The organism is Actinoplanes sp. M2I2, from assembly GCF_023544445.1.
In the GTDB taxonomy this organism is placed as follows: domain Bacteria; phylum Actinomycetota; class Actinomycetes; order Mycobacteriales; family Micromonosporaceae; genus Actinoplanes.
The window spans coordinates 1-21,221 of the sequence record NZ_JALPVJ010000025.1 but is presented as its reverse complement, the minus strand read 5'-3'; the positions used below and the strand labels follow the sequence as shown (position 1 = coordinate 21,221).

General features: G+C 71.3%; 18 protein-coding genes. 9 read left to right on the top strand and 9 right to left on the bottom strand.

Annotated elements, in window-relative coordinates; genetic code table 11:
• The first annotated feature begins 9 nt into the window (after positions 1–9).
• The gene (locus HJC40_RS37050; protein ID WP_250008179.1) at positions 10–2,547 is read left to right on the top strand and encodes a glycoside hydrolase family 16 protein; all 2,538 of its coding nucleotides are present in this window, start codon (positions 10–12) and stop codon (positions 2,545–2,547) included.
• A 16-nt stretch (positions 2,548–2,563) separates the two neighbouring features.
• On the opposite strand, the gene HJC40_RS37045 is transcribed toward HJC40_RS37050, so the two are convergent.
• On the bottom strand, positions 2,564–3,853 hold the full coding sequence (locus tag HJC40_RS37045) for a serine hydrolase (RefSeq protein WP_250008178.1): 1,290 nt from the start codon (positions 3,851–3,853) through the stop codon (positions 2,564–2,566).
• Positions 3,854–4,052: 199 nt separating this feature from the next.
• Here HJC40_RS37045 and HJC40_RS37040 point away from each other — a divergent pair, with 199 nt between their 5' ends.
• The gene (locus tag HJC40_RS37040) at positions 4,053–7,919 is read left to right on the top strand and encodes a Pls/PosA family non-ribosomal peptide synthetase (RefSeq protein WP_250008177.1); all 3,867 of its coding nucleotides are present in this window, start codon (positions 4,053–4,055) and stop codon (positions 7,917–7,919) included.
• The gene (locus HJC40_RS37035) at positions 7,886–9,235 is read left to right on the top strand and encodes a M1 family metallopeptidase (RefSeq protein ID WP_250008176.1); all 1,350 of its coding nucleotides are present in this window, start codon (positions 7,886–7,888) and stop codon (positions 9,233–9,235) included. Before HJC40_RS37040 ends, HJC40_RS37035 begins: the two co-directional genes overlap by 34 nt.
• 7 nt (positions 9,236–9,242) lie before the next feature.
• On the opposite strand, the gene HJC40_RS37030 is transcribed toward HJC40_RS37035, so the two are convergent.
• From HJC40_RS37030 to HJC40_RS37020, 3 genes are read right to left on the bottom strand one after another with little or no spacing between them, the layout of a single operon-like run.
• The gene (locus HJC40_RS37030; RefSeq protein WP_250008175.1) at positions 9,243–10,031 is read right to left on the bottom strand and encodes a hypothetical protein; all 789 of its coding nucleotides are present in this window, start codon (positions 10,029–10,031) and stop codon (positions 9,243–9,245) included.
• Positions 10,028–12,118: a hypothetical protein gene (locus tag HJC40_RS37025; protein ID WP_250008174.1), complete on the bottom strand. Its 2,091-nt coding sequence runs from the start codon at positions 12,116–12,118 to the stop codon at positions 10,028–10,030. Before HJC40_RS37025 ends, HJC40_RS37030 begins: the two co-directional genes overlap by 4 nt.
• Entirely contained in the window at positions 12,115–12,876 is a 762-nt protein-coding gene (locus tag HJC40_RS37020; protein ID WP_250008172.1) for a hypothetical protein, read from the bottom strand. Before HJC40_RS37020 ends, HJC40_RS37025 begins: the two co-directional genes overlap by 4 nt.
• A gap of 163 nt (positions 12,877–13,039) precedes the next feature.
• Here HJC40_RS37020 and HJC40_RS37015 point away from each other — a divergent pair, with 163 nt between their 5' ends.
• The 4 genes from HJC40_RS37015 to HJC40_RS37000 all read left to right on the top strand — a co-directional run bounded on the left by HJC40_RS37015 (position 13,040) and on the right by HJC40_RS37000 (position 16,448).
• Positions 13,040–13,498, top strand: a complete 459-nt coding sequence (locus HJC40_RS37015; protein WP_250008171.1) for a hypothetical protein — start codon at positions 13,040–13,042, stop codon at positions 13,496–13,498.
• A gap of 73 nt (positions 13,499–13,571) precedes the next feature.
• Positions 13,572–14,249: a Crp/Fnr family transcriptional regulator gene (locus HJC40_RS37010; protein WP_284044270.1), complete on the top strand. Its 678-nt coding sequence runs from the start codon at positions 13,572–13,574 to the stop codon at positions 14,247–14,249.
• Positions 14,250–14,382: 133 nt separating this feature from the next.
• Positions 14,383–15,210 (top strand): hypothetical protein, encoded by an 828-nt coding sequence (locus HJC40_RS37005; protein ID WP_250008169.1) that lies wholly within the window; start codon positions 14,383–14,385, stop codon positions 15,208–15,210.
• A 23-nt stretch (positions 15,211–15,233) separates the two neighbouring features.
• A complete protein-coding gene (locus tag HJC40_RS37000; RefSeq protein WP_250008168.1) occupies positions 15,234–16,448 on the top strand; it encodes a PP2C family protein-serine/threonine phosphatase in 1,215 nt (404 codons plus the stop codon).
• Positions 16,449–16,600: 152 nt separating this feature from the next.
• On the opposite strand, the gene HJC40_RS36995 is transcribed toward HJC40_RS37000, so the two are convergent.
• The 5 genes from HJC40_RS36995 to HJC40_RS36975 all read right to left on the bottom strand — a co-directional run bounded on the left by HJC40_RS36995 (position 16,601) and on the right by HJC40_RS36975 (position 19,485).
• Positions 16,601–16,804, bottom strand: a complete 204-nt coding sequence (locus HJC40_RS36995) for a cold-shock protein (RefSeq protein ID WP_250008167.1) — start codon at positions 16,802–16,804, stop codon at positions 16,601–16,603.
• Positions 16,805–17,017: 213 nt separating this feature from the next.
• Positions 17,018–17,191, bottom strand: coding sequence for a hypothetical protein (locus HJC40_RS36990; RefSeq protein WP_250008166.1), 174 nt, complete (start codon positions 17,189–17,191; stop codon positions 17,018–17,020).
• Positions 17,188–17,406 (bottom strand): hypothetical protein, encoded by a 219-nt coding sequence (locus tag HJC40_RS36985; RefSeq protein ID WP_250008164.1) that lies wholly within the window; start codon positions 17,404–17,406, stop codon positions 17,188–17,190. The genes HJC40_RS36990 and HJC40_RS36985 overlap by 4 nt, the downstream gene beginning before the upstream one ends.
• Before the next feature lie 196 nt (positions 17,407–17,602).
• A complete protein-coding gene (locus HJC40_RS36980; protein WP_250008163.1) occupies positions 17,603–18,247 on the bottom strand; it encodes a response regulator transcription factor in 645 nt (214 codons plus the stop codon).
• Positions 18,220–19,485, bottom strand: coding sequence for a histidine kinase (locus HJC40_RS36975; protein WP_250008162.1), 1,266 nt, complete (start codon positions 19,483–19,485; stop codon positions 18,220–18,222). The genes HJC40_RS36980 and HJC40_RS36975 overlap by 28 nt, the downstream gene beginning before the upstream one ends.
• Positions 19,486–19,607: 122 nt before the next feature.
• Between HJC40_RS36975 and HJC40_RS36970 the strand changes: the two genes are divergently transcribed.
• Both HJC40_RS36970 and HJC40_RS36965 read left to right on the top strand, forming a co-directional pair.
• Positions 19,608–20,645, top strand: a complete 1,038-nt coding sequence (locus tag HJC40_RS36970; RefSeq protein WP_250008161.1) for an acyl-CoA desaturase — start codon at positions 19,608–19,610, stop codon at positions 20,643–20,645.
• Between the two features lie 180 nt (positions 20,646–20,825).
• Complete coding sequence (locus HJC40_RS36965) at positions 20,826–21,029, top strand: cold-shock protein (protein WP_250008160.1); 204 nt, start codon at positions 20,826–20,828, stop codon at positions 21,027–21,029.
• Positions 21,030–21,221 lie beyond the last annotated feature (192 nt).

Genomic DNA, 21,221 nt, shown 5'->3' with positions numbered 1-21,221 from the left:
GGAGGAATGATGAAAGCGTCGAGAACGAGACGGGTGGCGGCCGCCGCCGTCGCCCTGCTGACCGCCATGACCCTGGCCGAACCGGCCGTGGCCGGCTCCCGCGGCGTGCCCGCCGCGGCGGCCCGCTCCGCCGGGCTCGAGTCCTCGCTGGAGGACCGGGTGCGCGCGGCCGCCCTGGTCGGCGTGGTCGCGCCGGACAGCTGGCTGGTGCTCAACGAGCGCGACTTCGTCTTCGAGATCTGGAAGAACGCCGAGGACCTGTCCGAGGTGCGTGGGGCCGCCGAACTGGCCCTGATGAACTGCACCACGACCTCGTACGTGCAGTGCACGGTGTTCGTCGAGTCCGGCATCCACGACGCGAAGGCCCGGGACGTCGCCGACCAGGTGCGCGACGGCTCGGCCGCCCGCGAGGCGCGGGAGATCCGGCAGCGGGCCCTGCTGGTGCTCGAGATCGCGGTGACCCCGGAGCTGCTGCTGCTCACCGACCGCGACTTCGTCTTCGCCCTCTACCAGCGCAGCGCCGGCGAGCGGGTGCGGGCCGCGGCGCTCGTCGCGTTCGGCGGCAGCGCCCAGCAACAGCGCGACTTCATCACCGTCGGCGTCGTGGCGGCCCGGGAGCAGGACCGCGCAGCCGAGATCGAGGCCGACCAGGAGCGCACCGAGGCCGAGCGGCAGGCGCTGCTGGAGCGCGAGGCGCGCAAACGGGCGGCCGCGATCCTCGGCGTGGTCGCGACCGAGGCCACGCAGGTGCTCAGCGACGAGAACTTCGTGCGCTGGGTGTGGAACACCGCCGCCGAGCCGACCGAGGTGTACGCGGCGGCGATGGCCGCGCTGCGCAGCGCCGACCCGGTCGCGTGGCGGACGTTCATCCACACCGGCATCCACCAGGCCGACCACCGCGACCTGGAGGCCGCGCTGAAGAAGAAGGGCGAGGAGGACCGGCGGCGGGTCAGCGCGATCGAGGCCGCGGCCGACGCGGCCGGGAAGACCAACCTGGCCCGGGCGGCCCGGACCGCGCTGGCCGGCTCCGACACCGACGTCAGCTACTTCCTCCGGGTCGGTCAGTACCAGGTGTCCGACAACGAGTGCGCCAACCCGGCGCTGGCCGTGGACGCGACGGGCTGGGGCCGGCTGAGCAGCAGCCTGGTCGTCACCCGGCGGGCGATCACCGGTCACCCGGACGCGCAGTGGGAGCTCTCCGTGGCCAACGGCACGGCCGTCACCGCCGGCATCTTCCTGCCCAAGCAGCAGGTGCTACCGGGCTCGGTGTGGGACGTCGCCGCCGACGTCCGGGCTCCGGACGACCCGTCCCGGGCCCGCACCGAGATCGACTGGTACGGCCCCGGCGACGTGTACCTCGGTCACACCAACGGCGGGTACCTGCCGGTCGCGGGGACCAGCGCCTTCACCCGGATCTCCGGACGGTTCACCGTCCCGGCCGGCGCGGTGCGCGCCAACGTGCTGCTGCGCTTCACCGATCTGGCCGCCAACAGCCAGTTCGGCGCCACGTCATGCGCGTACAAGCCGAACCCGAAGCCGGACGTGAGCGTGACCGGCGTGCCGGGCAACGGAACCGGCAGCCTGACCTGGAGCACCACCCGCACCGACATCGTCGGCTGGAACGTCGGCCGGGACGGCACGGACACCCGCAACAACGGGCCGTGGGCCACCGACGTGGCCGCCGGTGTCGGCAGCCAGCAGTTCAACCTGCTACGCAACGACACGACGTACTCGTTCATCCTGATTCCGCGCACCGCCGCGGGCCCGCTCACGCCGGTCAGTGTCAGCGTCACGCCGAGCACCAACCCGCCGCCGACGGACGGGGGCGGCGGAACCGGCAACGGCGTGGAGGCCGCGGTCCGGCTGGGCTGGGGCGCGCCGCTGGCCCAGTACAGCGACGAGTTCACGTACACCGGACGGCCGGACCCGGCCAAGTGGAGCGACGCCGACGAGTGCTGGCGCAACCCGCACGCGTCGGGCGGGCAGCGCTGCGCCAGCGCCACCACGGTCGACGGCCAGAAACTGGTCATGACCGGCGCGGGCAACGGCACCACCGGCTGGCTGCAGAACGACTGGAAGACCAGGTACGGCCGGTGGGAGGCGCGGGTGCGCTCGCGCAACACCGGGTCGAGCAACGGGCGGACGTACCACCCGCTGCTGATCGTCTGGCCGGACGGCGACAAATGGCCGGAGGAGGGTGAGTACGACTTCCTCGAGAACAGCGCGCCCGGCGCCGCCTGCGCCGTCGCCTTCCTGCACTACCCGGTTCTGCGAGGTGACACCCAGCAGGAACGGGCCGAGGAACGGAACTGTGGCGCGCCGCTGAGCGAGTGGCACAACATCGCCTTCGAGTGGACCCCCGACCACGTGCGCGGCCTCATCGACGGGATCGAGTGGTTCCGCTTCTCCAACGGCTCCACGTCGTCGCGCAAGGCCATGCAGGCGATGGCCTCGGGCCACCTGACCATCCAGCTGGACAACTTCGACGGCACGAACATGACCCCCGCGGTGTACGAGGCGGACTGGGTGCGCGTCTATCGGGTCTGACCCGGCACAGGCCAGGTCAGAGGTACTTGGCCAGCACGTTGGCGACCTCGGCCCGCATCGGGTCGGGGTCGGCCCAGCTCCAGTTGGGGTGGGCCCGGTTGGTCAGCAACGACAGCACCAGCTTGCGCCGGGGGTCGACCAGCAGCGACGTGCCGGTGAAACCGGTGTGGCCGAACGTCGTGGGGGAGGACAGCGAGCCCATGAACCACGGCTGGCGCAGCGTCACCCCGAGGCCGTGATCGGACGGCCGGCCCGGTCGTTCCGGGTCGACCGCGGGCAGCCCGGCGTTCTGGTTGGCCAGCATCTGCTGGACGAGCGCGGCCGACAGCAGGCGCTTGCCGCCGTAGGCGCCGCCGGCCAGCAGCATCTGGCCGAACAGGGCCACGTCGCGGGCCGTGCCGAACAGGCCGGCGCTGCCGATGACGCCGCCCATCTGGGCCGCGACGTCGTCGTGCACGGTGCCGCGCAGCAGGCCGCGGGACGTGCGGGCGTCGGTGGCGGCCAGCCGGGCCGCCTGGTCGGCCGCGCTGAGCCACGTGCGCGGGTTGAACCCCAGGTGGCGTGCGCCCAGGGGAGCGGAGATGCCGTTCTTGACGGCGGCCTCGAGGGTGCTGCCGGTGACCTTCTCGACGAGCTGGCCGGCGACCATCAGCCCGGTGCTCGAGTAGCGGAACGTCCGGCCCGGGACGGCCCCGCCGACCAGCGGCGTGGCCAGCACCTTGGCCCGCTGGGCGGCCGTGGTCAGGCCCTTGACCCCGGTGACGCCGACCGGCAGCCCGCTCGTGTGGGCCAGCAGCATCCGTACGGTGACCTTGTCCTTGCCCGCGCCGGTGAACCCGGGCAGGTAGCGGGCGACGGGCGCGTCCAGGGCGACCTTGCCCTTGTCGACCTGTTGCAGCAGCGCCACCGCGACCCACATCTTGGTCAGCGAGGCCAGATCGAAAACGGAGTCGGCGCGCATCGCCACTCGCTTCGCGGCGGCCAGCTCGACCGGCCCGGCGCCGTAGCGCAGGGCGTGCCCGACCGCGACGGTCGCCGTCGTCGAGTTGTTCACCATCACGACCGCCACGGCGCCGGCGTAGGTCGGATGCTTCGGGTTGGCTGTCGTCGGCTTCAGATACTTGGTCAGCACCGCCTTGAGCGGGGCCAGGTAGGCCGGCGCGGCGGCTGCGGCGGCGGCCCCGCCGCCCGCGCCCCCGCCGGGCTGTCCATCCACCCAGCCGGGCTTGTCACGGCCACAGCCGGCGGCGGTAGCGGTCAGCGCGGCGGCTCCGGCACCCAGGAGGTGGCGGCGAGTCAACGACATGGCGCAGATCATGCCAAGGTCCCCGCCGGGGGGCAATCGATCGAGGTGGTTCGCTGCCCCGAAGGTGTGTTACTGAGCACGTATCGGCCATTCGCTGGTCATCCGCCGTTTCCCGCCCGTAGCTTTGATCGCTGCCCCCGGGCGGCTCGATGCCGTGCGCCTGGCGACGTCGACCGATGGTAAGGATGGAGCACGCCCGGTGACCGTGACGACCGCTGACCTGCGACTGATCGATCTGCCCGCGAGCGCCGACGCGCCCGGCGCCCCGGCTCTGTTCCGCTCCGACTCGTCCCCGGTCCGGCGCACCCTGGTCGACATCTTCGACGCGACGGTGCAGGCCCACCCGGGCGCCCGCGCGATCGACGCCGGCGGGGCCGCGCTGACCTATCGCGAGCTGGCCGACGCGGTCGAGGCGTTGCGGGTGAGCCTGCGCGGGCACGGCGTCGGCGTCGGCGACCGGGTCGGCATCCGGGTCTCGTCCGGTTCGGCCGAGCTCTACCTGGCGATCCTCGGGGTGCTGGCGGCGGGCGCGGCCTACGTGCCGGTGGACGCCGACGACCCCGAGGAGCGCGCCGAGCTGGTCTTCGCCGAGGCGGGCGTCTGTGCGGTGCTCGGCGACGGGCTGAGCGTGTCGTTGCGCCGTACGCCCGAGGGCCGCGACGGACGGCCGGGACCGGCCGACGACGCCTGGATCATCTTCACCTCCGGCTCCACCGGCACCCCGAAGGGCGTCGCCGTCCCGCACGGCGCCGCGGCGGCCTTCGTCGACGCCGAGGCCCAGCTGTTCCTGGCCGACGACGACGCCGAGGCGATCGGGCCGCACGACCGCGTCCTGGCCGGGCTGTCGGTGGCCTTCGACGCGTCCTGCGAGGAGATGTGGCTGGCCTGGCGGCACGGCGCCTGTCTGGTGCCGGCCGCGCGCTCGCTGGTCCGCAGCGGCGTCGACCTCGGCCCGTGGCTGGCCGAGCAGCGCATCACCGTCGTGTCGACCGTGCCGACGCTGGCCGCGCTGTGGCCGGTCGAGGCGCTCGACGAGGTCCGGCTGCTGATCTTCGGTGGCGAGGCGTGCCCGCCCGAGCTCGCCGAGCGGCTGGCCGTCGAGGGCCGCGAGGTCTGGAACACGTACGGCCCGACCGAGGCGACCGTGGTCGCCTGCGCCGCCCGGCTGACCGGCGAGGGCCCGGTGCGCATCGGGCTGCCGCTGGCCGGGTGGGAGCTCGTGGTGGTCGACCCGGCCGGTCAGCCGGTCGCGATGGGCGAGACCGGCGAGCTCGTCATCGGCGGGGTCGGGCTGGCCCGCTATCTCGACGCCGCGAAGGACGCCGAGAAGTTCGCGCCGTTGCCCTCGCTCGGCTGGGAGCGGGCCTACCGCAGCGGCGACATCGTGCGCGCCGAGCCCGAGGGGCTGCTGTTCCTCGGCCGCGGCGACGAGCAGGTGAAGCTGGGCGGGCGCCGGATCGAGCTGGGTGAGGTCGACGCCGCCCTGCAGGCGCTGCCCGGGGTGGCCGGCGCGGCCGCCGCGATCAAGCGCACCGCCGCGGGCAACCAGCTGCTCGTCGGCTATGTCGTGCCCCGCGAGGGCTTCGACGCCGCCGCCGCGGCCCTGCGCATCCGTGAGCAACTGCCCGCCGCGCTCGTGCCCCTGCTGGCCGAGGTCGAGGCCCTGCCCACCCGCACGTCCGGCAAGGTCGACCGGGCCGCGCTGCCGTGGCCCCTGGCCGCCGCCGGCGCGGGCGACGCCGAGCTGACCGGGACGCAGGCCTGGCTGGCCGGCGGCTGGGAGGAGATCCTGGGCGTACGCCCGACCGAACCCGGCGCCGACTTCTTCAGCAACGGCGGCAGCAGCCTCAACGCGGCCCAGCTGGTGGCCTGGATCCGGCGGGCCCACCCGCAGGTCGCGGTGGCCGACGTCTACCAGCATCCCCGGCTGTCGCAGATGGCGGCGGCCCTCGACGCGCTCGTGGCCACCGAGACGGTGCGCCGCGAGGTCCGGCCGACGCCGTTGCGGGCCGGGCTCGTCCAGGCCGTGCTGATGGTGCCGATGCTGGCGCTGGTCGGGCTGCGCTGGCTCACCGTGCTGGCCGCGCTGGCCAACCTGGTGGCCTGGGCCCCGCACGTCTCCTGGTGGTGGATCGCGGCGAGCTGGCTGCTGCTGTTCAGCCCGCCGGGGCGGATCGCCCTCGCGGCCGGCGGCGCCCGGCTGCTGCTGCGCGGCGTCGGCAAGGGCAGCTATCCCCGCGGCGGCTCGGTGCACCTGCGGCTCTGGGCGGCCGAGCGGCTCGCCGAGCTGACCGGCGCGACCGGCGTCACCGGCGCGAGCTGGATGATCACCTATGCCAAGGCGCTCGGCGCGCAGATCGGCCCCGACGTCGACCTGCACTCCGCCCCGCCGGTCACCGGCCTGCTCAAGCTCGGCCGGGGCGCGGCCGTCGAACCCGAGGTCGACCTGTCCGGCTACTGGGTCGACGGCGACGTCGTCCGGGTCGGCAAGGTCCGGGTCGGCGCGGGCGCCCGGGTCGGCGGCCGGAGCACCCTCATGCCCGGCGCCCGCATCGGCAAGAACGCGCACATCGAGGCCGGCTCCACCGTCACCGGGGCGGTGCCGGCCACCAAGCACTGGGCCGGTTCGCCCGCCGCGCCGGCCGCCGCCAAGGACAACGCGGGCTGGCCGGCCGGCCGGCCCCCGCACCGTTCCCGCCTCTGGGTGGCCGCCTACAGCGTGACCGCACAGCTGCTGGGGCTGCTGCCGGTCGTCGCCGTGCTGCCCGCTCTGGCGCTGCTCGGCTGGAGCGTCGGCGACGGCTTCGACCTCGGCCCGGCGTTGCTGACGGCCCCGGTGGCGGCGGTCGCCTACTTCCTGTCGTACGCGCTGCTCGTGCTCGCGGCCGTCCGGCTGCTGGGCGTCGGCCTGCGGGCCGGCTACCACCCCGTACGGGGCCGGGTCGCCTGGCAGGTGTGGACGACCGAGCGGCTCATGGGCATGGCCCGGATCGCGCTGTTCCCGATCTACGCCAGCCTCTTCACGCCGGTGTGGCTGCGGCTGCTGGGGGCCCGGATCGGCCGCAACGCCGAGCTGTCCACGGTCCTGGCCCTGCCCACGATGACCACGGTCGAGGACGGCGCGTTCCTGGCCGACGACACGATGGTCGCCACCTACGAGCTGAGCCACGGCTGGCTGCGCGTCGGCCCGGCCCGCATCGGCAAGCAGGCCTTCCTCGGCAACTCGGGGATGGCCGCGCCCGGCCGTTCGGTGCCCAATCGGGGCCTGGTCGGCGTGCTCTCGTCGGCGCCGCGCAAGGCCAAGAAGGGCTCGTCGTGGCTGGGCGCCCCGCCGATGCCGCTGCGCCGCACGGTCGAGACGGGCGACGCCGGCCGCACCTACGACCCACCGCTGCGGCTCAAGCTGGCCCGCGCCGCGGTCGAGCTGTGCCGGGTCGTCCCGGTGATGCTGGCCGGGGTCCTGGCCGTCCTGGTGCTCGCCGCCCTCGAATCGATCTGGCAGGCCGCCGGGCTCGGGGCGGTCGCGCTGGCCGCGGGCCCGGTGCTGTTCGCCGCGGCGATCGCCGGCGCGCTGACCGCGACGGCGGCGAAGTGGCTGCTGGTCGGCCGGTTCCGGGTCGCCGACCGGGCCCTGTGGACGTCGTTCGTCTGGCGCAACGAGCTGGCCGACACGTTCGTCGAGGTGCTGGCCGCGCCGTGGCTGTTCCGCTTCGCGACCGGTACGCCCCTGCTCAACCTGTGGCTGCGGACGCTCGGTGCGAAGATCGGCCGGGGCGTCTGGCTGGAGACGTTCTGGCTGCCCGAGTACGACCTGGTGCGGCTCGGGCCGGGCGCCACCGTCAACCGGGGGTGCGTGGTGCAGACCCACCTGTTCCATGATCGGATCATGAGCATGGACGAGGTGACTCTGGGCGCGGGCGCGACGCTCGGTCCGCACGGGATCGTGCTGCCCGGCGCGAGCATCGGCGCGCGCACCACCGTGGGCCCCGGCTCGCTGGTCACCCGGGGCGACGCCGTACCGGAGAACAGCCGATGGCTCGGCAACCCGATCGCGAACTGGGCATGACCCCAGCGGGCGCCGACCACTCGCCCGATCCGTACCTTCCCGGGCACGGCAACGGCGGGTACCGCGTGCTCCACTACGACCTCGACCTGGACTACCGGATCCTCACCAACCGGCTCGCCGGGAAGGCCACGGTCACCGCGCGGACCACCCAGCCGCTGTCCCGGTTCAGCCTCGACCTCGGCGCGTTCCGGATCCAGGACGTACGGGTCGACGGCCGCCGCGCCGGCTGGACCCACCGTGCGGGCAAGCTCCGGGTCAAGCCGGAGAAGGCGATCGACCACGGCTCCGTGTTCCGGGTCGAGGTCCGGTACGCCGGCACGCCCGTGCCCGTCTCGGGCCGGTGGGGCGACCTCGGCTGGGACGAGCTGACCGACGGCGTGCTGGTGGCCAGCCAGCCCGACGGGTCGCCGTCCTGGTTCCCGTGCAACGACCGCCCCGACGACAAGGCCACCTTCCTGGTCACGGTCACCGCCGCGTCGCCCTACACCGTGGTGGTCACCGGCGACCCGGTCTCCCGCCGCCGCGGGGCCGGCACCACCACCTGGGTGTACGAGCGGAACGAACCCACCTCGCCGTACCTCATGAGCGTCCAGATCGGCCGGTACGAGCTGGTCGAGCTGGCCCCCGGCCCGGTCGTGCAGCGGGCCGCGATCCCACCCCGCCTGCGCACGATCTTCCGGCACGACTTCGGCCGGCACGGCGAGATCATGACCGCCCTGGAACGCTTGTTCGGCCCGTACCCGTTCCGGGAGTACGTCGTGGTGGTCGCCGACGACGACCTGGACGACCCGGTCGAGGCGCAGGGCATGGCCGTCTTCGGCCGCAACCACCTCGACGGCCGGCGCACCCACGAGCGGCTGGTCGCCCACGAGCTGGCCCACCAGTGGTTCGGCAACAGCCTCACGGTGGCCGACTGGCGGCACATCTGGCTCAACGAGGGCTTCGCCACCTACGCCGAGTGGCTGTGGTCCAGCGTCTCGGGCGGCCCGTCGGCCGACATCCACGCCACCCGGTGGCACATCTGGCTGCTGTCGCACCCGGCGACCGTCACCGTCGCCGACCCGGGCGTGGACCGGATGTTCGACCCGCTGGTCTACAAGCGCGGCGCGCTGACGCTGCACGCCCTGCGCACCACCATCGGCGACCCGGCGTTCTTCGCCCTCCTGCGGTCCTGGGTCGCCGAACACCAGCACCGCACCGTCACGACGGCCCAGTTCCGCGCCCACGCGCAACGCTTCGCGGCCGAGCCCCTCGACGACCTCTTCACCGCCTGGCTCGACCGCCCGGCCCTGCCCCCGCTGCCCCGGACCCCCTGACCGAGCGTCACGCGGGCCGCCGGCCCTCCTCGGTCAGCAGGTCGAAGAAACCCTCCCTCCGATACTCGTCCTGCGGCCCCAGCCCGGCCAGGGCGTCCTCCCACGCACGCTGCTCGCCCAGGTGCTCCCGCACCACCTTCGCGAGCTGTTCGTCGGTCATGGTGGCCGCGCCGCCCGGCACCGGGGCTTTGAGCAGTCTCTCCAGCACCGCTGCCCACTGGGCGCTCACCCGGTCGACGTGGCGGGCCCGGCGGGCCGCGATGTCCCGCTCGTAGTCAAGCTCGATCATCCGTTCCCAATAGGGCCGGATGTGCTCCTGAATACGGTCGTCCAGCCGCACCCGCACGTGTGCGCGGCACCTGACCCGCAGCCCTTGCCGCTCGTAGGTCCAATCCCGCATCTCGGCCAGCTTGCTGCGCAGCCGGCGTTCGAAGTCCTCACCGCGGTGGGGTTCGACTCCGCGGGCCAGACCGGCGGCGACTCCCTTGAGGTGGCCGCGAGCGTACGGGAGGAAGGTCTCCACCAGCGACCGCAGGTCGGACCGGTCGAGTCCGTCGCTGGTCCAGACGAAAGTGCCGTCTATCTGGAAATCGAAAGCGAATCCCCGGGCCGGCACCGCGAGGGGAGCGATCGACCGGCGCTCGGTCAGACGCCCCGGTGCGGGCGGCGGTGGCGCCAGCGGAACTTCCGGACCCTGGAACGCGGCTACAAAACGCCGCCACAGCCTCATCAAGTAGGCGCCGATGCGGCGCCACCGTCCCGGCGCGTTCGTCGGCCGGCTCGTTACGTCGGTCATTTCCATTCCTCCGTCAGGGCGGCGATCCATTCGGGTGCGTCGGGGCGGGAGAGGCAAAGCAGCAACCGGCGTCGCAGCGCCGGGGGAGTGGCCATGTCGCGCAGCAAGTCCTGAACCGAGGGGCGCAAGGCCGAATCGTGGTCCGCTCGGCGCAACCACGCCAGCAACCCGTTCCAGGCCTCCCGCCCGGTGCTGGCGCCCAGCAAGGCCGGGTACCAGAGCTCTGACAGCTGCTCCACCAGAAGGTCCCCCTCGGCCAGACCGCTCAGCAGCACCGGCACGGGGCTTCGCCCGTCCTCATGCGGCATCGGCACCATGCGAACGAAGGCCCGAGCCGCGTGCCGGGTCACCACCCGTGCGGGGCCATCCTCGCGAATCCAGCCGACCAGGGTTCCGACGATCAGACGACGGGATTCCGACGTCAGTAGCCGACTTGCCGCGGCGGCGATCGTCCAGCCCCGTTTTTGCAGGGGATCGGTGCCGATCTCGTGCAGATCCGCGAGGATCCATCGGCGGTCACTCAGCAGCAGTCCGTCGGCGTATGCCCCGGCGGCGGCGTCCCGTTGATAGTTCGTGCCGCGTGCCCAGCCGTGGACCTTCCGCGCCACAAGATGCTGGACCCGGTTGGCCGATCCGAGGTAGAGGGCCGCCTTCGCCGCGGCCAGCCGTACCCGCGACTTCGGGGATCGGCTCCATTCATCGATGACTTCTCGCCAGATGCTGTCGAAGTCCACCAGCGCCAGGATGACCGCGGCCCGGACGGCGGCGTCGCGCGATCCGGCGTCGGAGTCCTCCACCATGGCTCTGAGCCACGTCAGCAGAGCGGGCCGGGTGTGGTCGAACTCGTGCCAGGCCACGTCGAAGATCGAACGCGCCAACTCGTCGTCGACACGGGCCAGCCGCCGGGGATTGTCGGCGGACTGCCACTGCGCCGCGAGATCTTCGCCCAGCAGGGTCGTCACGGGATGCTCGAGCGCGGTGCGGCCGAGATCATCCCAGCCCGATGCGGCATCGAGCATCCTGAGCAGGTGCCCGGTGGCATCGAAAACGCGGCCGATCGGGCGCCCGGCCATCGCGACATACGCGAGACGGAACGCCCGTCGATGTTGCGGGAGGCGGCGCCGGCCCGCGTTCGCGACGTCTGGTCCGTCCACGAGAGCGTCTGTCGCGCGTTTTCGTAGCGCACGGAGATCCTGCAGATGAGCGAGGTCCTCGGCCTCGCCCGGACTGTGCTTCAGGGACTCACTGGCCAGCCACACGACGTCGCGTGGCTTCCGAGGGAGAGGAACGGTGTCGGCGAGGCGTCGGTACCCGGTGACGTCTCGGCCCGACGCCTCACCGAGCCACCGCACATGAGCCTTGAACACCTCCTTCGGCGAGGGCGGGAGGTGGGCGACCTCGGCGTTGCTGCGCGGCGGGGAGGACGCGTTCCGGATGAGGATCAGCTGAGCCCGGTTCTCCCGCATCAAGGCGTCCAGTCGCTTGATGTACGGGTCGGGGTCGCTGTTCTCGATGCGCAGCAGATAGCCCGTCTCCAATGTCAGGTCTTCGGTACCGACCTGGTGAATCGCTTCCACCGGAGACTGGTCGGGCGGTGGAAGTATCTCCTCGATGTTCGGTCCGAACAGCTCCCGGAGGGCCATGCAAGCCGTACTGAACCGTCCCGTCTCCGGTTCGCCGACCAGGCAGACGGTGGCGTGCCGCTCCAGGGCGGCCCGCAGGGCTTTCTCCTCCTTCTCGTCGGTGGGCACGTAGTAGTCGGTCAGACTCTCCATCTGTGCCGGTCGGCGGAAAGTCGGCGCCATGCGTTCCGAGAAGATGTTCTGGATGTTGCCGTCGCCCCACATCGACTGACCCTTGGCGCGGTTCCGGCTGAACCTCTGCCGCTCGTACTGGGAGCCGAGAATCTTTTCCTTGTCGTCTTCTTCGACCCTGGCTTCACCCGGCTGCAGTGGTTCGCCCTCGGACGACGCCGCCGCCGGCTCCGGGCGTTCGTTCGCCGATGCGCCCGTCGGATCCGCGCCGGCCGAGATCAACTCCCGGCCGCGCCCGTCCGGTGCGACGGGACCCTGGTCGTGCCCGGTCATCGGGGCCCACGACCGAGATTCTGGGTGCCGTGGTTTCCGAAGATCGTCGGCCCACTGGCCTTGTTGTGATCCCATCTTTGAACGGGCGGCGGCTTGCTGGTGCCGGCCTCCGACGGCGAAGGGTCGTCCGGTCGTGGTGACTGTTCGCGCGCGCCGTCCTGGGCGGCGTTCTCATTTGGCACATACAGCCACGCAGGTTGTGCGAATCCCTTGTCCGGCAGTTCCGCCAACACTTTCTGAAAGAGGTCGGGCCGCAAGTCGTGATACTGGCACACGACGTCGTTGTACAACTGATCGGAGACGATCAGAGCCACGTCGGCATGGGGAAAGCGATTACGGAGGGCATCCTTGATCACTGGGGAGTCGACGAGGCGGGACACTGTCACCACGGCTTCGCCGGGAAAGCCGTTGCTGCCGTCGAGATGCACCAGTCCCTGATGAATGGCGACTCGCAAGCGGACGCGCCCGGCCGGGCTCCGGCCCAGATTGTGTTGCCTGAGAAGCTTGTCGAGGGTTGGCGTCAGCTTCGCGACCAGAGCGCGTTCACTCGCTTCGGCCGGGAGAACGGCCAGTTCACCGTCGCCTGCTTGCTGCTGCATCCAAGCCGGCCGGTCGACGGCCAGTTCTTCCGCCGCCTCGTCCATGATCCGGTGGAAGTCCTTCTGTGCTTCGTACTGGAGCCAGTTGTTGCGTTTGCTGTAGTCGGCCATGTCGACCGAGATGACTATTCGTCGGCTCGGATCGCTGATCGCAGGCACCGGCGCACCCCTTTCGTGACGGCGGATCGGTCGGTCCTGTCATCTCTATCGCGCGCCACGGCAACGGATCTCATAGAAATATGAATTGTCGAGTGAGTGGCCATTCGGCGAGATTTCATATTCTGAGGAGATGGCTGGGGTGGCTCAGGTCTTTGCTGGACGCATGACGTCGCGAGATGAGAGAACATCCACGGCCGGTCGTTCCCGATCCGGCGCCGACCTGAGGGTCGCCCGGGCAACCGCGGAGTCGTTGCAGGCGATCATCCGACTGGCCGATGCGAAGGCCGCGACTTTGCTCGGCGTCGCGGGAGGCATGGTGACGATGTCGGCGGACATGGCACTCGCGACACAGCCGTGTCCGGTTCCGGCGGCCCTCGTGTTCGCTCTGACGGCGCTCACGTCGGCGAAGGCCGGTTGGCATCTGCTGGCTGTGGTCCGGCCTCGTATCGACGGATGGCCGGCGCGGGCCGGGGCCTGGGATCAGGAACTTGCCGCGTTGCGGCGGATCGCAGTGGCCAAGAACCGCGAAGCGCTCCGCAGTATCCCGTGGCTGGTTCTGTCCGGCGGCGCAACCGGGGCCGAGATCGCTCTGGCGATTGCCAACAATCTATGGATATCGTGACGGCGAGTACTCGTACGATTACTCCGAGTCCGAGCGCTGGAGCGGCTTTGTGGACTGGCCCGCACGCACGTTGATGGGTCGGCTGGATCCCGCGGCACGCGCCGCTCTTCTCCGTGCCGGCGTTCGTCGCCGGCACGATCCCGGTGACGTTCTCATCCATGAAGGTCTCCTCGAGACGCATGTGTTTCTGCTCGAGGACGCTCTGGTGAAGGTGACTGTATTGCTTCCGGCCGGACGTCAGGCGCTCATGGCCATCCGCGTATCGGGGGATCTGGTCGGCGAGATGTCGGCGCTGAACGCCGTGCCCCGTTCGGCGACCGTGATCGCGTGCCGGCATTCGACTGTGCACCAGATCGGCCGGGAAGCGTTTCGCTCGTTCTTGCGACAGCACGCGGACGCGGCGATCGAGGTCGCGGGCATCGTGTCGGACCGCCTGCGGGCGGCCAATCGGCGGCGTGCTGACTTCGCGTCGTACCCGGTGAAGGTGCGGGTGGCCCGTGCGCTGGCCGAAATCGGGAGTTGGTACGGGCGGCGCGCGCCGACGGGTATCGCTGTCGACATCGAACTGACTCAGACGGAGCTGGCCACGCTCTGCGGTGCAGCGGACATAACCGTGCACAAGGTGCTTCGGGAACTTCGCGAGTCAGGTTTGATCACTACCGGGTATCGCGGGTTCGTGATCCGCGACGCCGAGGCGTTGCAGGATCTGGGCCTGATGACTCGCGACACCCGGTCGGAAGGCTTTGTGTGAGATCTGTGGCATCCAGCACGGCCCGGCCTGGACAAGCCGGAGGTGTCTCAGCCGTCGAGCGGATGGACGGCGCCTCCGGGCCACGGTGATCGCGTGCGATGATGCGGGGCTCCGGCCGGAGAGTGGAGCGTGGATGACGCCGTCGCTGTATGTGGCCTACGACGACAAGCTGGTCATCGTGGCCCGGCTGCCGGTCGGCGTCGTCGGCGGGCGGGGGATCACCTTCCGCTGGGGCGGCGTCCTCGAGGTCACACCGGCGCGGGAGCCGGCCGATCCGGCGCCGGTGGCGGGCACCCTCTACGGGCTGGGCGCCGTCCTGATCCTGATCGGCGCGGCCCTGCTCCTGACCGGATATCCGGTCGGCGGGCTCACCACCCTGCTGGGGCTGGCCGCGGTGGCCGGTGGCTGGGCCTGCACCTGGTGGCAGCGGGCCGGCGTCCTCTCGGCGCCGCGGCTGGACAGTGATCGTGATCAGCATCATGTGCTGGTCGAGGACGCGGACCGGCAGGTGTTCGCGGAGGCGGTCGACCTCTGTCGACGGTCGTCGCGGGCGTGGCCGGCGCTGGGCGCGCTCGTCGACGTGCCGGTGGCCGAACGGCAGCTCGCGCAGGCCCTGTTCGACCTGGCCGGGGCGCTGGAGAGGCGGCAGGAGCTGCGCGAGCTCCGCACCGAGCTGGGCGGGCACGCCGGGGCGCCCGAGCTGGCCCCGCGGCTGGCCCGGGCCACGGCCGCCCTGGCCGGGCTGGACGACGAGGTGTCGCGGCGCCTGGCCACGTTGACCGCCGTCGCCGTGGCCGGGGAGGAGTTCCTGCGCGACGAGGAGATCGGCGAGCTGGCGCGGACGGCCGACGAGACCATCGCCCGGCTGACCTCGGCCCGCCCGTCGGCCGGGCCGGATGCCGGGTCCGAGCTGGCCGAGCGTACCGAGGCGGTGCTGCGGGCCTACCGGGAACTCAGTTGAGCCGGCCACGTTCGAGGTGTGGCATGCTGCGGTCCTGGCCGTCGGAGTGGAAGATGGGTCTGATGCTCGCTTCGATGGAGGCCGTTCGCCGGCTCATGGACCTGAGGCACCGCGGACGGGCTGAGGACCTGCCGGCGGTGCTGTCGGGGGCTGCGCCCCTGCTCGACGCCGAGGCGGCCACCGTGTTGCTGGTCGACTACGCGCAGGAGGGCCTGCATCCGCTGCGCGGGACGGTGCCCGACGTGCGGACGGCCTACCCCGTGGACGGCACGCCCCCGGGCCTGGCCTTCACGAGCGCCCGGCAGCAGTGGCTCGACGAGGGCGGCGGGGGTCTGCTGTGGCTGCCCCTGTTGCACGGGGCCGAGCGGCTCGGTGTGCTCGAGTTGCGGGTCAAGGCCTACCCGTCCGAGTCCGACCGGCACGACCTCGAGGTGATCGCCGCCCTGGTGGCCGAGCTGATCGCCAGCCGCCGGTTCTACGGTGACGCGGTCGAGCACACCCGGCGCCGGCTGCCCATGCAGCTGGCCGCCGAGATCATCTGGAATCAGCTGCCGCCGCTGACGTTCGCGGTCGACGGCACCATGGTCACCGCCGTGCTCGAGCCCTGCTACGACGTCGGCGGGGACGCGTTCGACTACGCGGCCAACGGCGATGTCCTGCATGTCGCGCTCTTCGACACGGTCGGTCACGGCATCAGCGCCAGCGCGCTGACCACGCTGACGTTGAACACGTACCGTAATGCCCGCCGGTCGGGGTTGTCGCTGTCGGACACATACCGGTCGATCGACAAGTGGATCCGCTCGCAATATCCGGGCGCGTTCGTCACCGCGTTGTTGGCCGAGCTGGAGATCGAGACCGGCGCGTACCGGCGGATCAGCGCCGGTCATCCCGCCGAGCTCTTCCTGCGGGACGGGGCGGCCCTGCCGTCGTTCCCCACGCCCAACGCGCTGCCGCTCGGCCTCGGCCACATGGTCTCGCGGCCGCCGGGGATCATCGAGCAGCAGCTGGAGCCGGGCGACACGCTGGTCTTCTACACCGACGGCATCACCGAGGCCCGGGACGCGTCGGGGGCGCTGTTCGGCGCCGACCGGCTGAGCGAGTTCCTGCTCGAGACCATGCGCGACGGCGCCGGGGCGCCCGAGACCATGCGCCGGCTGATTCAGACGATCGTCTCGTACGAGGCGGGGGAGCTGCGCGACGACGCCACTGCCGCGATGCTCCAATGGCGGCGGCACTGAGGCACCGCTTCTGAGGCGCTGCTGTGGAGAGGTTGCGACGAAGACGGCCGGCCGCCCCGGGAGATCACGCGGATGTCGCGGATCTCGACCAGAGGCAACCGGCCGCCGTCCTGCCCGTCGACCCCGTCATCGGGCCGGCCGAGCTGCTTGCATCAGAGCGGACGGATGTTCTCCGCCTGCGGGCCCTTGGCGCCCTGGGCCACGTCGAACTCGACGCGCTGGTTCTCCTCGAGGCTGCGGTAGCCCGAGGTGGCGATGGCCGAGAAGTGAGCGAACACGTCAGCGCCGCCACCGTCCGGGGTGATGAATCCGAAGCCCTTGTCGCCGTTGAACCACTTGACGGTACCTTCAGTCACGTTCTTTTCTCCCTGCGAATTCTTGAGGAACCGCACCGTGCGGAGCCTCGCGTCGCGGCTCGATACCCAAGATGTGACCCCGGCGAACATCCGCCGAAAACAAAAAACGCCTCACGGGCCAAGATGCCCGTCAGGCGTTCAAAACGTCTTAGGAAATCAAAACTGCAACGCGGCTACCGTAGCACGGAAACCGTGAATCGGGCGCCGCGGCGCTCAGGAAGCTGTGCCCCGGGCCAATTCGGCCAGATCGAGGTGCAGCGTGGCCAGCAGTCCGCCGTGCCGGTCGGTGTCGATCTCCTCGGGCAGTTCACGATCGACGAAATCGGCCCTGGCCTGCTGGCCGCGCTCGCGAAGGACGGTCAGAACGGCCGCTTTTGAAACAATCATGAGGTGCTCCTTTGAGGTTGCTGACCGATGGACAGGCGAAGGCCCACGCCGGTCTCCTCGATCTGGAATCCGTCGTCCCGCCCCTCGGCGGTCAGCATGGCGTCGTACAGTTCGGCATTCGTGACGTCGACGTGACCACCCGAACGAGCGATGAGCACGGTCAGGACGGCCCGCAGGTTGACGTCACTGAGATAGCGCTTGGGGTCGGCCGGCATGGACGTCCGTTCCAGTCATGGGGCCCAGGTGAGCGCTGTCCCCGTCGAGCGGACCACGCGAAGCGCAAAACGGGGTCCATCGAGGACGAGGGCCGGCCGACGTGAAGACCCACCGACCCGAATGGGTGATGGCAGGTCAGGGCAGTCGGATATGAGAAGCGTACGCCATCGGGGCTCCGCCGGCGCGGAGCGCTCGTCAGGCCGGCCCGGCGTCCAGATACATCAGCACGGCCATGACCCGGCGGTTGTCGTCGTCGGAGGGCGGCATCCCCAGCTTGGCGAAGATGTTGTTGATGTGCTTGCTGACCACCTTCTCGGTGATGAACAGCCGGGCCGCGATGGCGGCGTTCGAGCGGCCCTCGGCGATGTGCCGCAGCACCTCGTGCTCCCGGGTGGTCAGCCCGCCCAGCGGCTCGCGGCGGGCCATCATCTGGGCGACCACCTCGGGGTCGAACGCGGTGCCGCCCGAGGCCACCTGCTGCACCGTGCTGACGAACTGCTCGACGTCGGAGACCCGTTCCTTGAGCAGGTAGCCCACGCCACCGACGTGATCAGTGAGCAGTTCGCGGGCGTAGAGCGGCTCGACGTGCTGGGACAGCACCAGCACCGGGAGCCCGGGAATCTCCGCGCGGGCGGCGATGGCCGCCTTCAGCCCCTCGTCGGTCTGGGTGGGCGGCAGGCGGACGTCGATGATGGCCACGTCCGGCCGGTGCCGCAGCAGCGCGGGCAGCAGGGCCGGCCCGTTGTCGACCGCCTCCACCACGTCGAAGTCGAAGGCCTCCAGCAGGCGGGTCAGACCGTCCCGCAGCAGCATCAGATCTTCGGCGATGACAACACGCACGGCAGCTCCATGGTCACGACGGTCGGACCGCCGGGTGGCGATGAGACGGCCATCGTCCCATCGAAGGCGTTCAGCCGGCGCTCGATGCCGTGCAGGCCGGTGCCCCGCTCGGCATCGGCGCCGCCGTCCCCGTCGTCGCCGATCTCCACGAACAGCACCCCGTCCGCGTGTTTGAGGGCCACCCAGGCCGACCGGGCGTTGCTGTGCCGGGTCATGTTGGCCAGCGCCTCGGCCACCGCGAAGTAGACCGCCGACTCGACCGGGGTGTCGAGGCGGCCGGGCAGATGCGAGGTGACGTCGGTGCGCACCGGCAGGGCCATCGCCAGCGCCTCGACCGCCCCGTCCAGACCCCGCTCGGCCAGCACCGGCGGGTGGATGCCGCGGACCAGGTGGCGCAGCTCGACCAGGGCGGTCGTGCTGGCCGCGCGCGCCTCGGCCAGCAGCTTGAGCGCGGCGGTGGGATCGCGGCGGACGAGTCGTTCGGCCAGGCCGATCGTCATGCCCACCGACACCATCCGGGCCTGGGCGCCGTCGTGCAGGTCGCGTTCGATGCGGCGCAACTCGGCGGCCTGCGCGTCGATCGCGTCGGCCCTGGTCACGGTCAGGCGGGCAACCCGCAGCCGCAGCCCGGCCGAGCGGGTCGGCGCCAGGAACAGCCGGGCGAAGCGCAGGTGGGTCGCCCGGGTCAGCGGCGCCACGATCAGTCCGAGGGCGACGATCACCAGACCCTGGGGGAGGGCGAGCCAGCCCTCGGCCAGGTGGGCGGTCGGCCAGAAGATCCCGTAGCCGAACCGCAGATCGCCCAGGAACAGCCACAGCGGCACCAGCAGCACGCCGATCAGGCCGTACCCGATGATCGCCACCGTGATCAGGCTGAGCCCCATCGCGACCAGCGCCCCGGGCAGCAGCCAGGCCGCGTCGCGCCAGGTGGCCGGGTCGGTGATGATCCACCGCAGCCAGCGGGCGCTGCCCACCTCGGCCCCGGCCGGCGGGGGCAGATAGGGCCGGCGGATCGGCACGCCGGCCCGGGTGCTGAGGCGCCGCTCGAGGTCGGCGCGCCACCGCACCACCGTGGTGGCCACCCCGAGCATCTCGGGGCCGAGGGCCGGGATCGGGCTGAGCACGAGCCCGATCACCCAGATCGCGAGCACTACCGGGTTGAGCAGCCCGAGGCCGATCGCGAACACCCCGTCCGCGGTGGCGGTCATCCCGGGCAGCAGCCGGAGGCGGAATGTCATGACACCATCATCGCGCGACGCTCAACCACAGCGGCAGGCCGGAGGGCAGGGGTGCTGGCACCCCCACGGCAGTGGGGTCCCACACTCCTGATTCTGCAACCGTCGGCACCCACACTGAGACCATGACGGCAACCCCAGTACGGCCGCGAGCGGCGGCCGGAAGCGATTTCGCGGCTCTCAACCGGCGGGTCAACGAGGCCGGCCTGCTGGAACGGCAACCGGCCTACTACGCCCTGCGGCTGACGGTCGTGGGCCTGATGGTCGTCGGTGGCTGGGCCGCCTTCTTCCTGGTCGGGTCGTCCTGGTGGACGCTGCTGGTCGCGGTCTTCCTCGCGGTGACCTTCTCGCAGCTCGGGCTCGTCGCGCACGACATCGCCCACCGTCAGGTCTTCCGCACCAAACGCCCCAGCGAGATCGTCGGCCGGATGGCCGCCAACCTGGGCGTGGGCATGAGTTACGGCTGGTGGATGGACAAGCACACCCGCCACCACAACAACCCCAACCACGACGATCTCGACCCGGACGTCTCGCCCGAGGTGCTCATCTGGGTCACCGAGTCGGCCATCGGCCGCAAGGGCCTGGCCGCCTTCGTCACCCGCCACCAGGCCGGGCTGTTCTTCCCGCTGCTGACCCTGCTCAGCACGGACCTCAAGGTCTCCAGCATCAAGGCGCTGCGCGCGGGCGTCGTCAAGCGCCCCGTGCTCGAGGCGGCCCTGCTGCTGGTGCACGCCGTCGCGTACCTGTCGTCGGTCTTCATCGTGCTGTCGCCGCTGCAGGCCATCGCCTTCCTGATCGTTCACCAGGGCGTGTTCGGCGTCTACCTCGGCATGACCTTCGCGCCCAACCACAAGGGCATGCCGCACCCCGACGGCACCGAGGACTACCTGCGCAAGCAGGTCCTGACCTCGCGCAACGTCCGCGGTGGCTGGCTCACCGACGTCGCTCTGGGCGGTCTCAACTACCAGATCGAGCACCACCTGTTCCCGGCCATGCCGACCCCGAACCTGCGCAAGGCGCAGAAGATCGTGCGGGAGTACTGCGCCGAGATCGGGGTGCCGTACGAGGAGACGACGCTCATCGAGTCCTACCGGCAGGCGCTGCGGTACCTCCACGAGGTCGGCGCCCCGCTGCGCGAGCCTCGGCCGACGGCGCGCGCCTGACCCGGTCGGGCCCGCCCGTGCTAGGTTCAAGGCGTTGCAGTTTGATTTCCTTGGACGTTCCACAACGCCTGATGGGTCTCAGCCCATCAGGCGTTTCTGGTTTCGTCGGTACACGGTGATCAGGGCGGCGACGCGGGGTGGCGCAGGGTGCGCCTCCGCACGCGCGACAAGGAGAAAATCATGGTCACCGGTACCGTCAAGTGGTTCAACGGAGACAAGGGCTTCGGCTTCATCGCTCAGGACGACGGCGGCGCCGACGTGTTCGCGCACTTCTCGGCGATCGCGTCGTCCGGTTTCCGCAGCCTCGACGAGAACCAGCGGGTCGAGTTCGACGTCGAGCAGGGAGCCAAGGGGCTTCAGGCGGCGAACATCCGCCCGCTGTAAGTAGCAAAGGCCGGTGACCGCTCGCGGTCACCGGGTTCGGCGGCGGCCGGCTGCCCACGGTTGATGATCCGCGATCGCGTGATCTCCCGGGGGGAAGCCGGCCGTTCGTCTTGTGCGGGTGCTGCACCCCGCCGCCCGCGCCGCCCGCGCCGCCCGCGCCGCCCGCGCCGCCCTGCCGCGCCGCCCGCGCCG

Excerpts from the sequence above, each read along its gene's own strand:
- HJC40_RS37050 (WP_250008179.1), top strand. The coding sequence starts at position 10 with ATGAAAGCGTCGAGAACGAGACGGGTGGCGGCCGCCGCCGTCGCCCTG.
- HJC40_RS37045 (WP_250008178.1), bottom strand. The coding sequence starts at position 3,853 with ATGTCGTTGACTCGCCGCCACCTCCTGGGTGCCGGAGCCGCCGCGCTG.
- HJC40_RS37035 (WP_250008176.1), top strand. The coding sequence starts at position 7,886 with ATGGCTCGGCAACCCGATCGCGAACTGGGCATGACCCCAGCGGGCGCC.
- HJC40_RS37030 (WP_250008175.1), bottom strand. The coding sequence starts at position 10,031 with ATGACCGACGTAACGAGCCGGCCGACGAACGCGCCGGGACGGTGGCGC.
- HJC40_RS37025 (WP_250008174.1), bottom strand. The coding sequence starts at position 12,118 with ATGACCGGGCACGACCAGGGTCCCGTCGCACCGGACGGGCGCGGCCGG.
- HJC40_RS37015 (WP_250008171.1), top strand. The coding sequence starts at position 13,040 with ATGACGTCGCGAGATGAGAGAACATCCACGGCCGGTCGTTCCCGATCC.
- HJC40_RS37010 (WP_284044270.1), top strand. The coding sequence starts at position 13,572 with ATGGGTCGGCTGGATCCCGCGGCACGCGCCGCTCTTCTCCGTGCCGGC.
- HJC40_RS37005 (WP_250008169.1), top strand. The coding sequence starts at position 14,383 with ATGACGCCGTCGCTGTATGTGGCCTACGACGACAAGCTGGTCATCGTG.
- HJC40_RS37000 (WP_250008168.1), top strand. The coding sequence starts at position 15,234 with ATGCTGCGGTCCTGGCCGTCGGAGTGGAAGATGGGTCTGATGCTCGCT.
- HJC40_RS36990 (WP_250008166.1), bottom strand. The coding sequence starts at position 17,191 with ATGATTGTTTCAAAAGCGGCCGTTCTGACCGTCCTTCGCGAGCGCGGC.
- HJC40_RS36985 (WP_250008164.1), bottom strand. The coding sequence starts at position 17,406 with ATGCCGGCCGACCCCAAGCGCTATCTCAGTGACGTCAACCTGCGGGCC.
- HJC40_RS36975 (WP_250008162.1), bottom strand. The coding sequence starts at position 19,485 with ATGACATTCCGCCTCCGGCTGCTGCCCGGGATGACCGCCACCGCGGAC.
- HJC40_RS36970 (WP_250008161.1), top strand. The coding sequence starts at position 19,608 with ATGACGGCAACCCCAGTACGGCCGCGAGCGGCGGCCGGAAGCGATTTC.
- HJC40_RS36965 (WP_250008160.1), top strand. The coding sequence starts at position 20,826 with ATGGTCACCGGTACCGTCAAGTGGTTCAACGGAGACAAGGGCTTCGGC.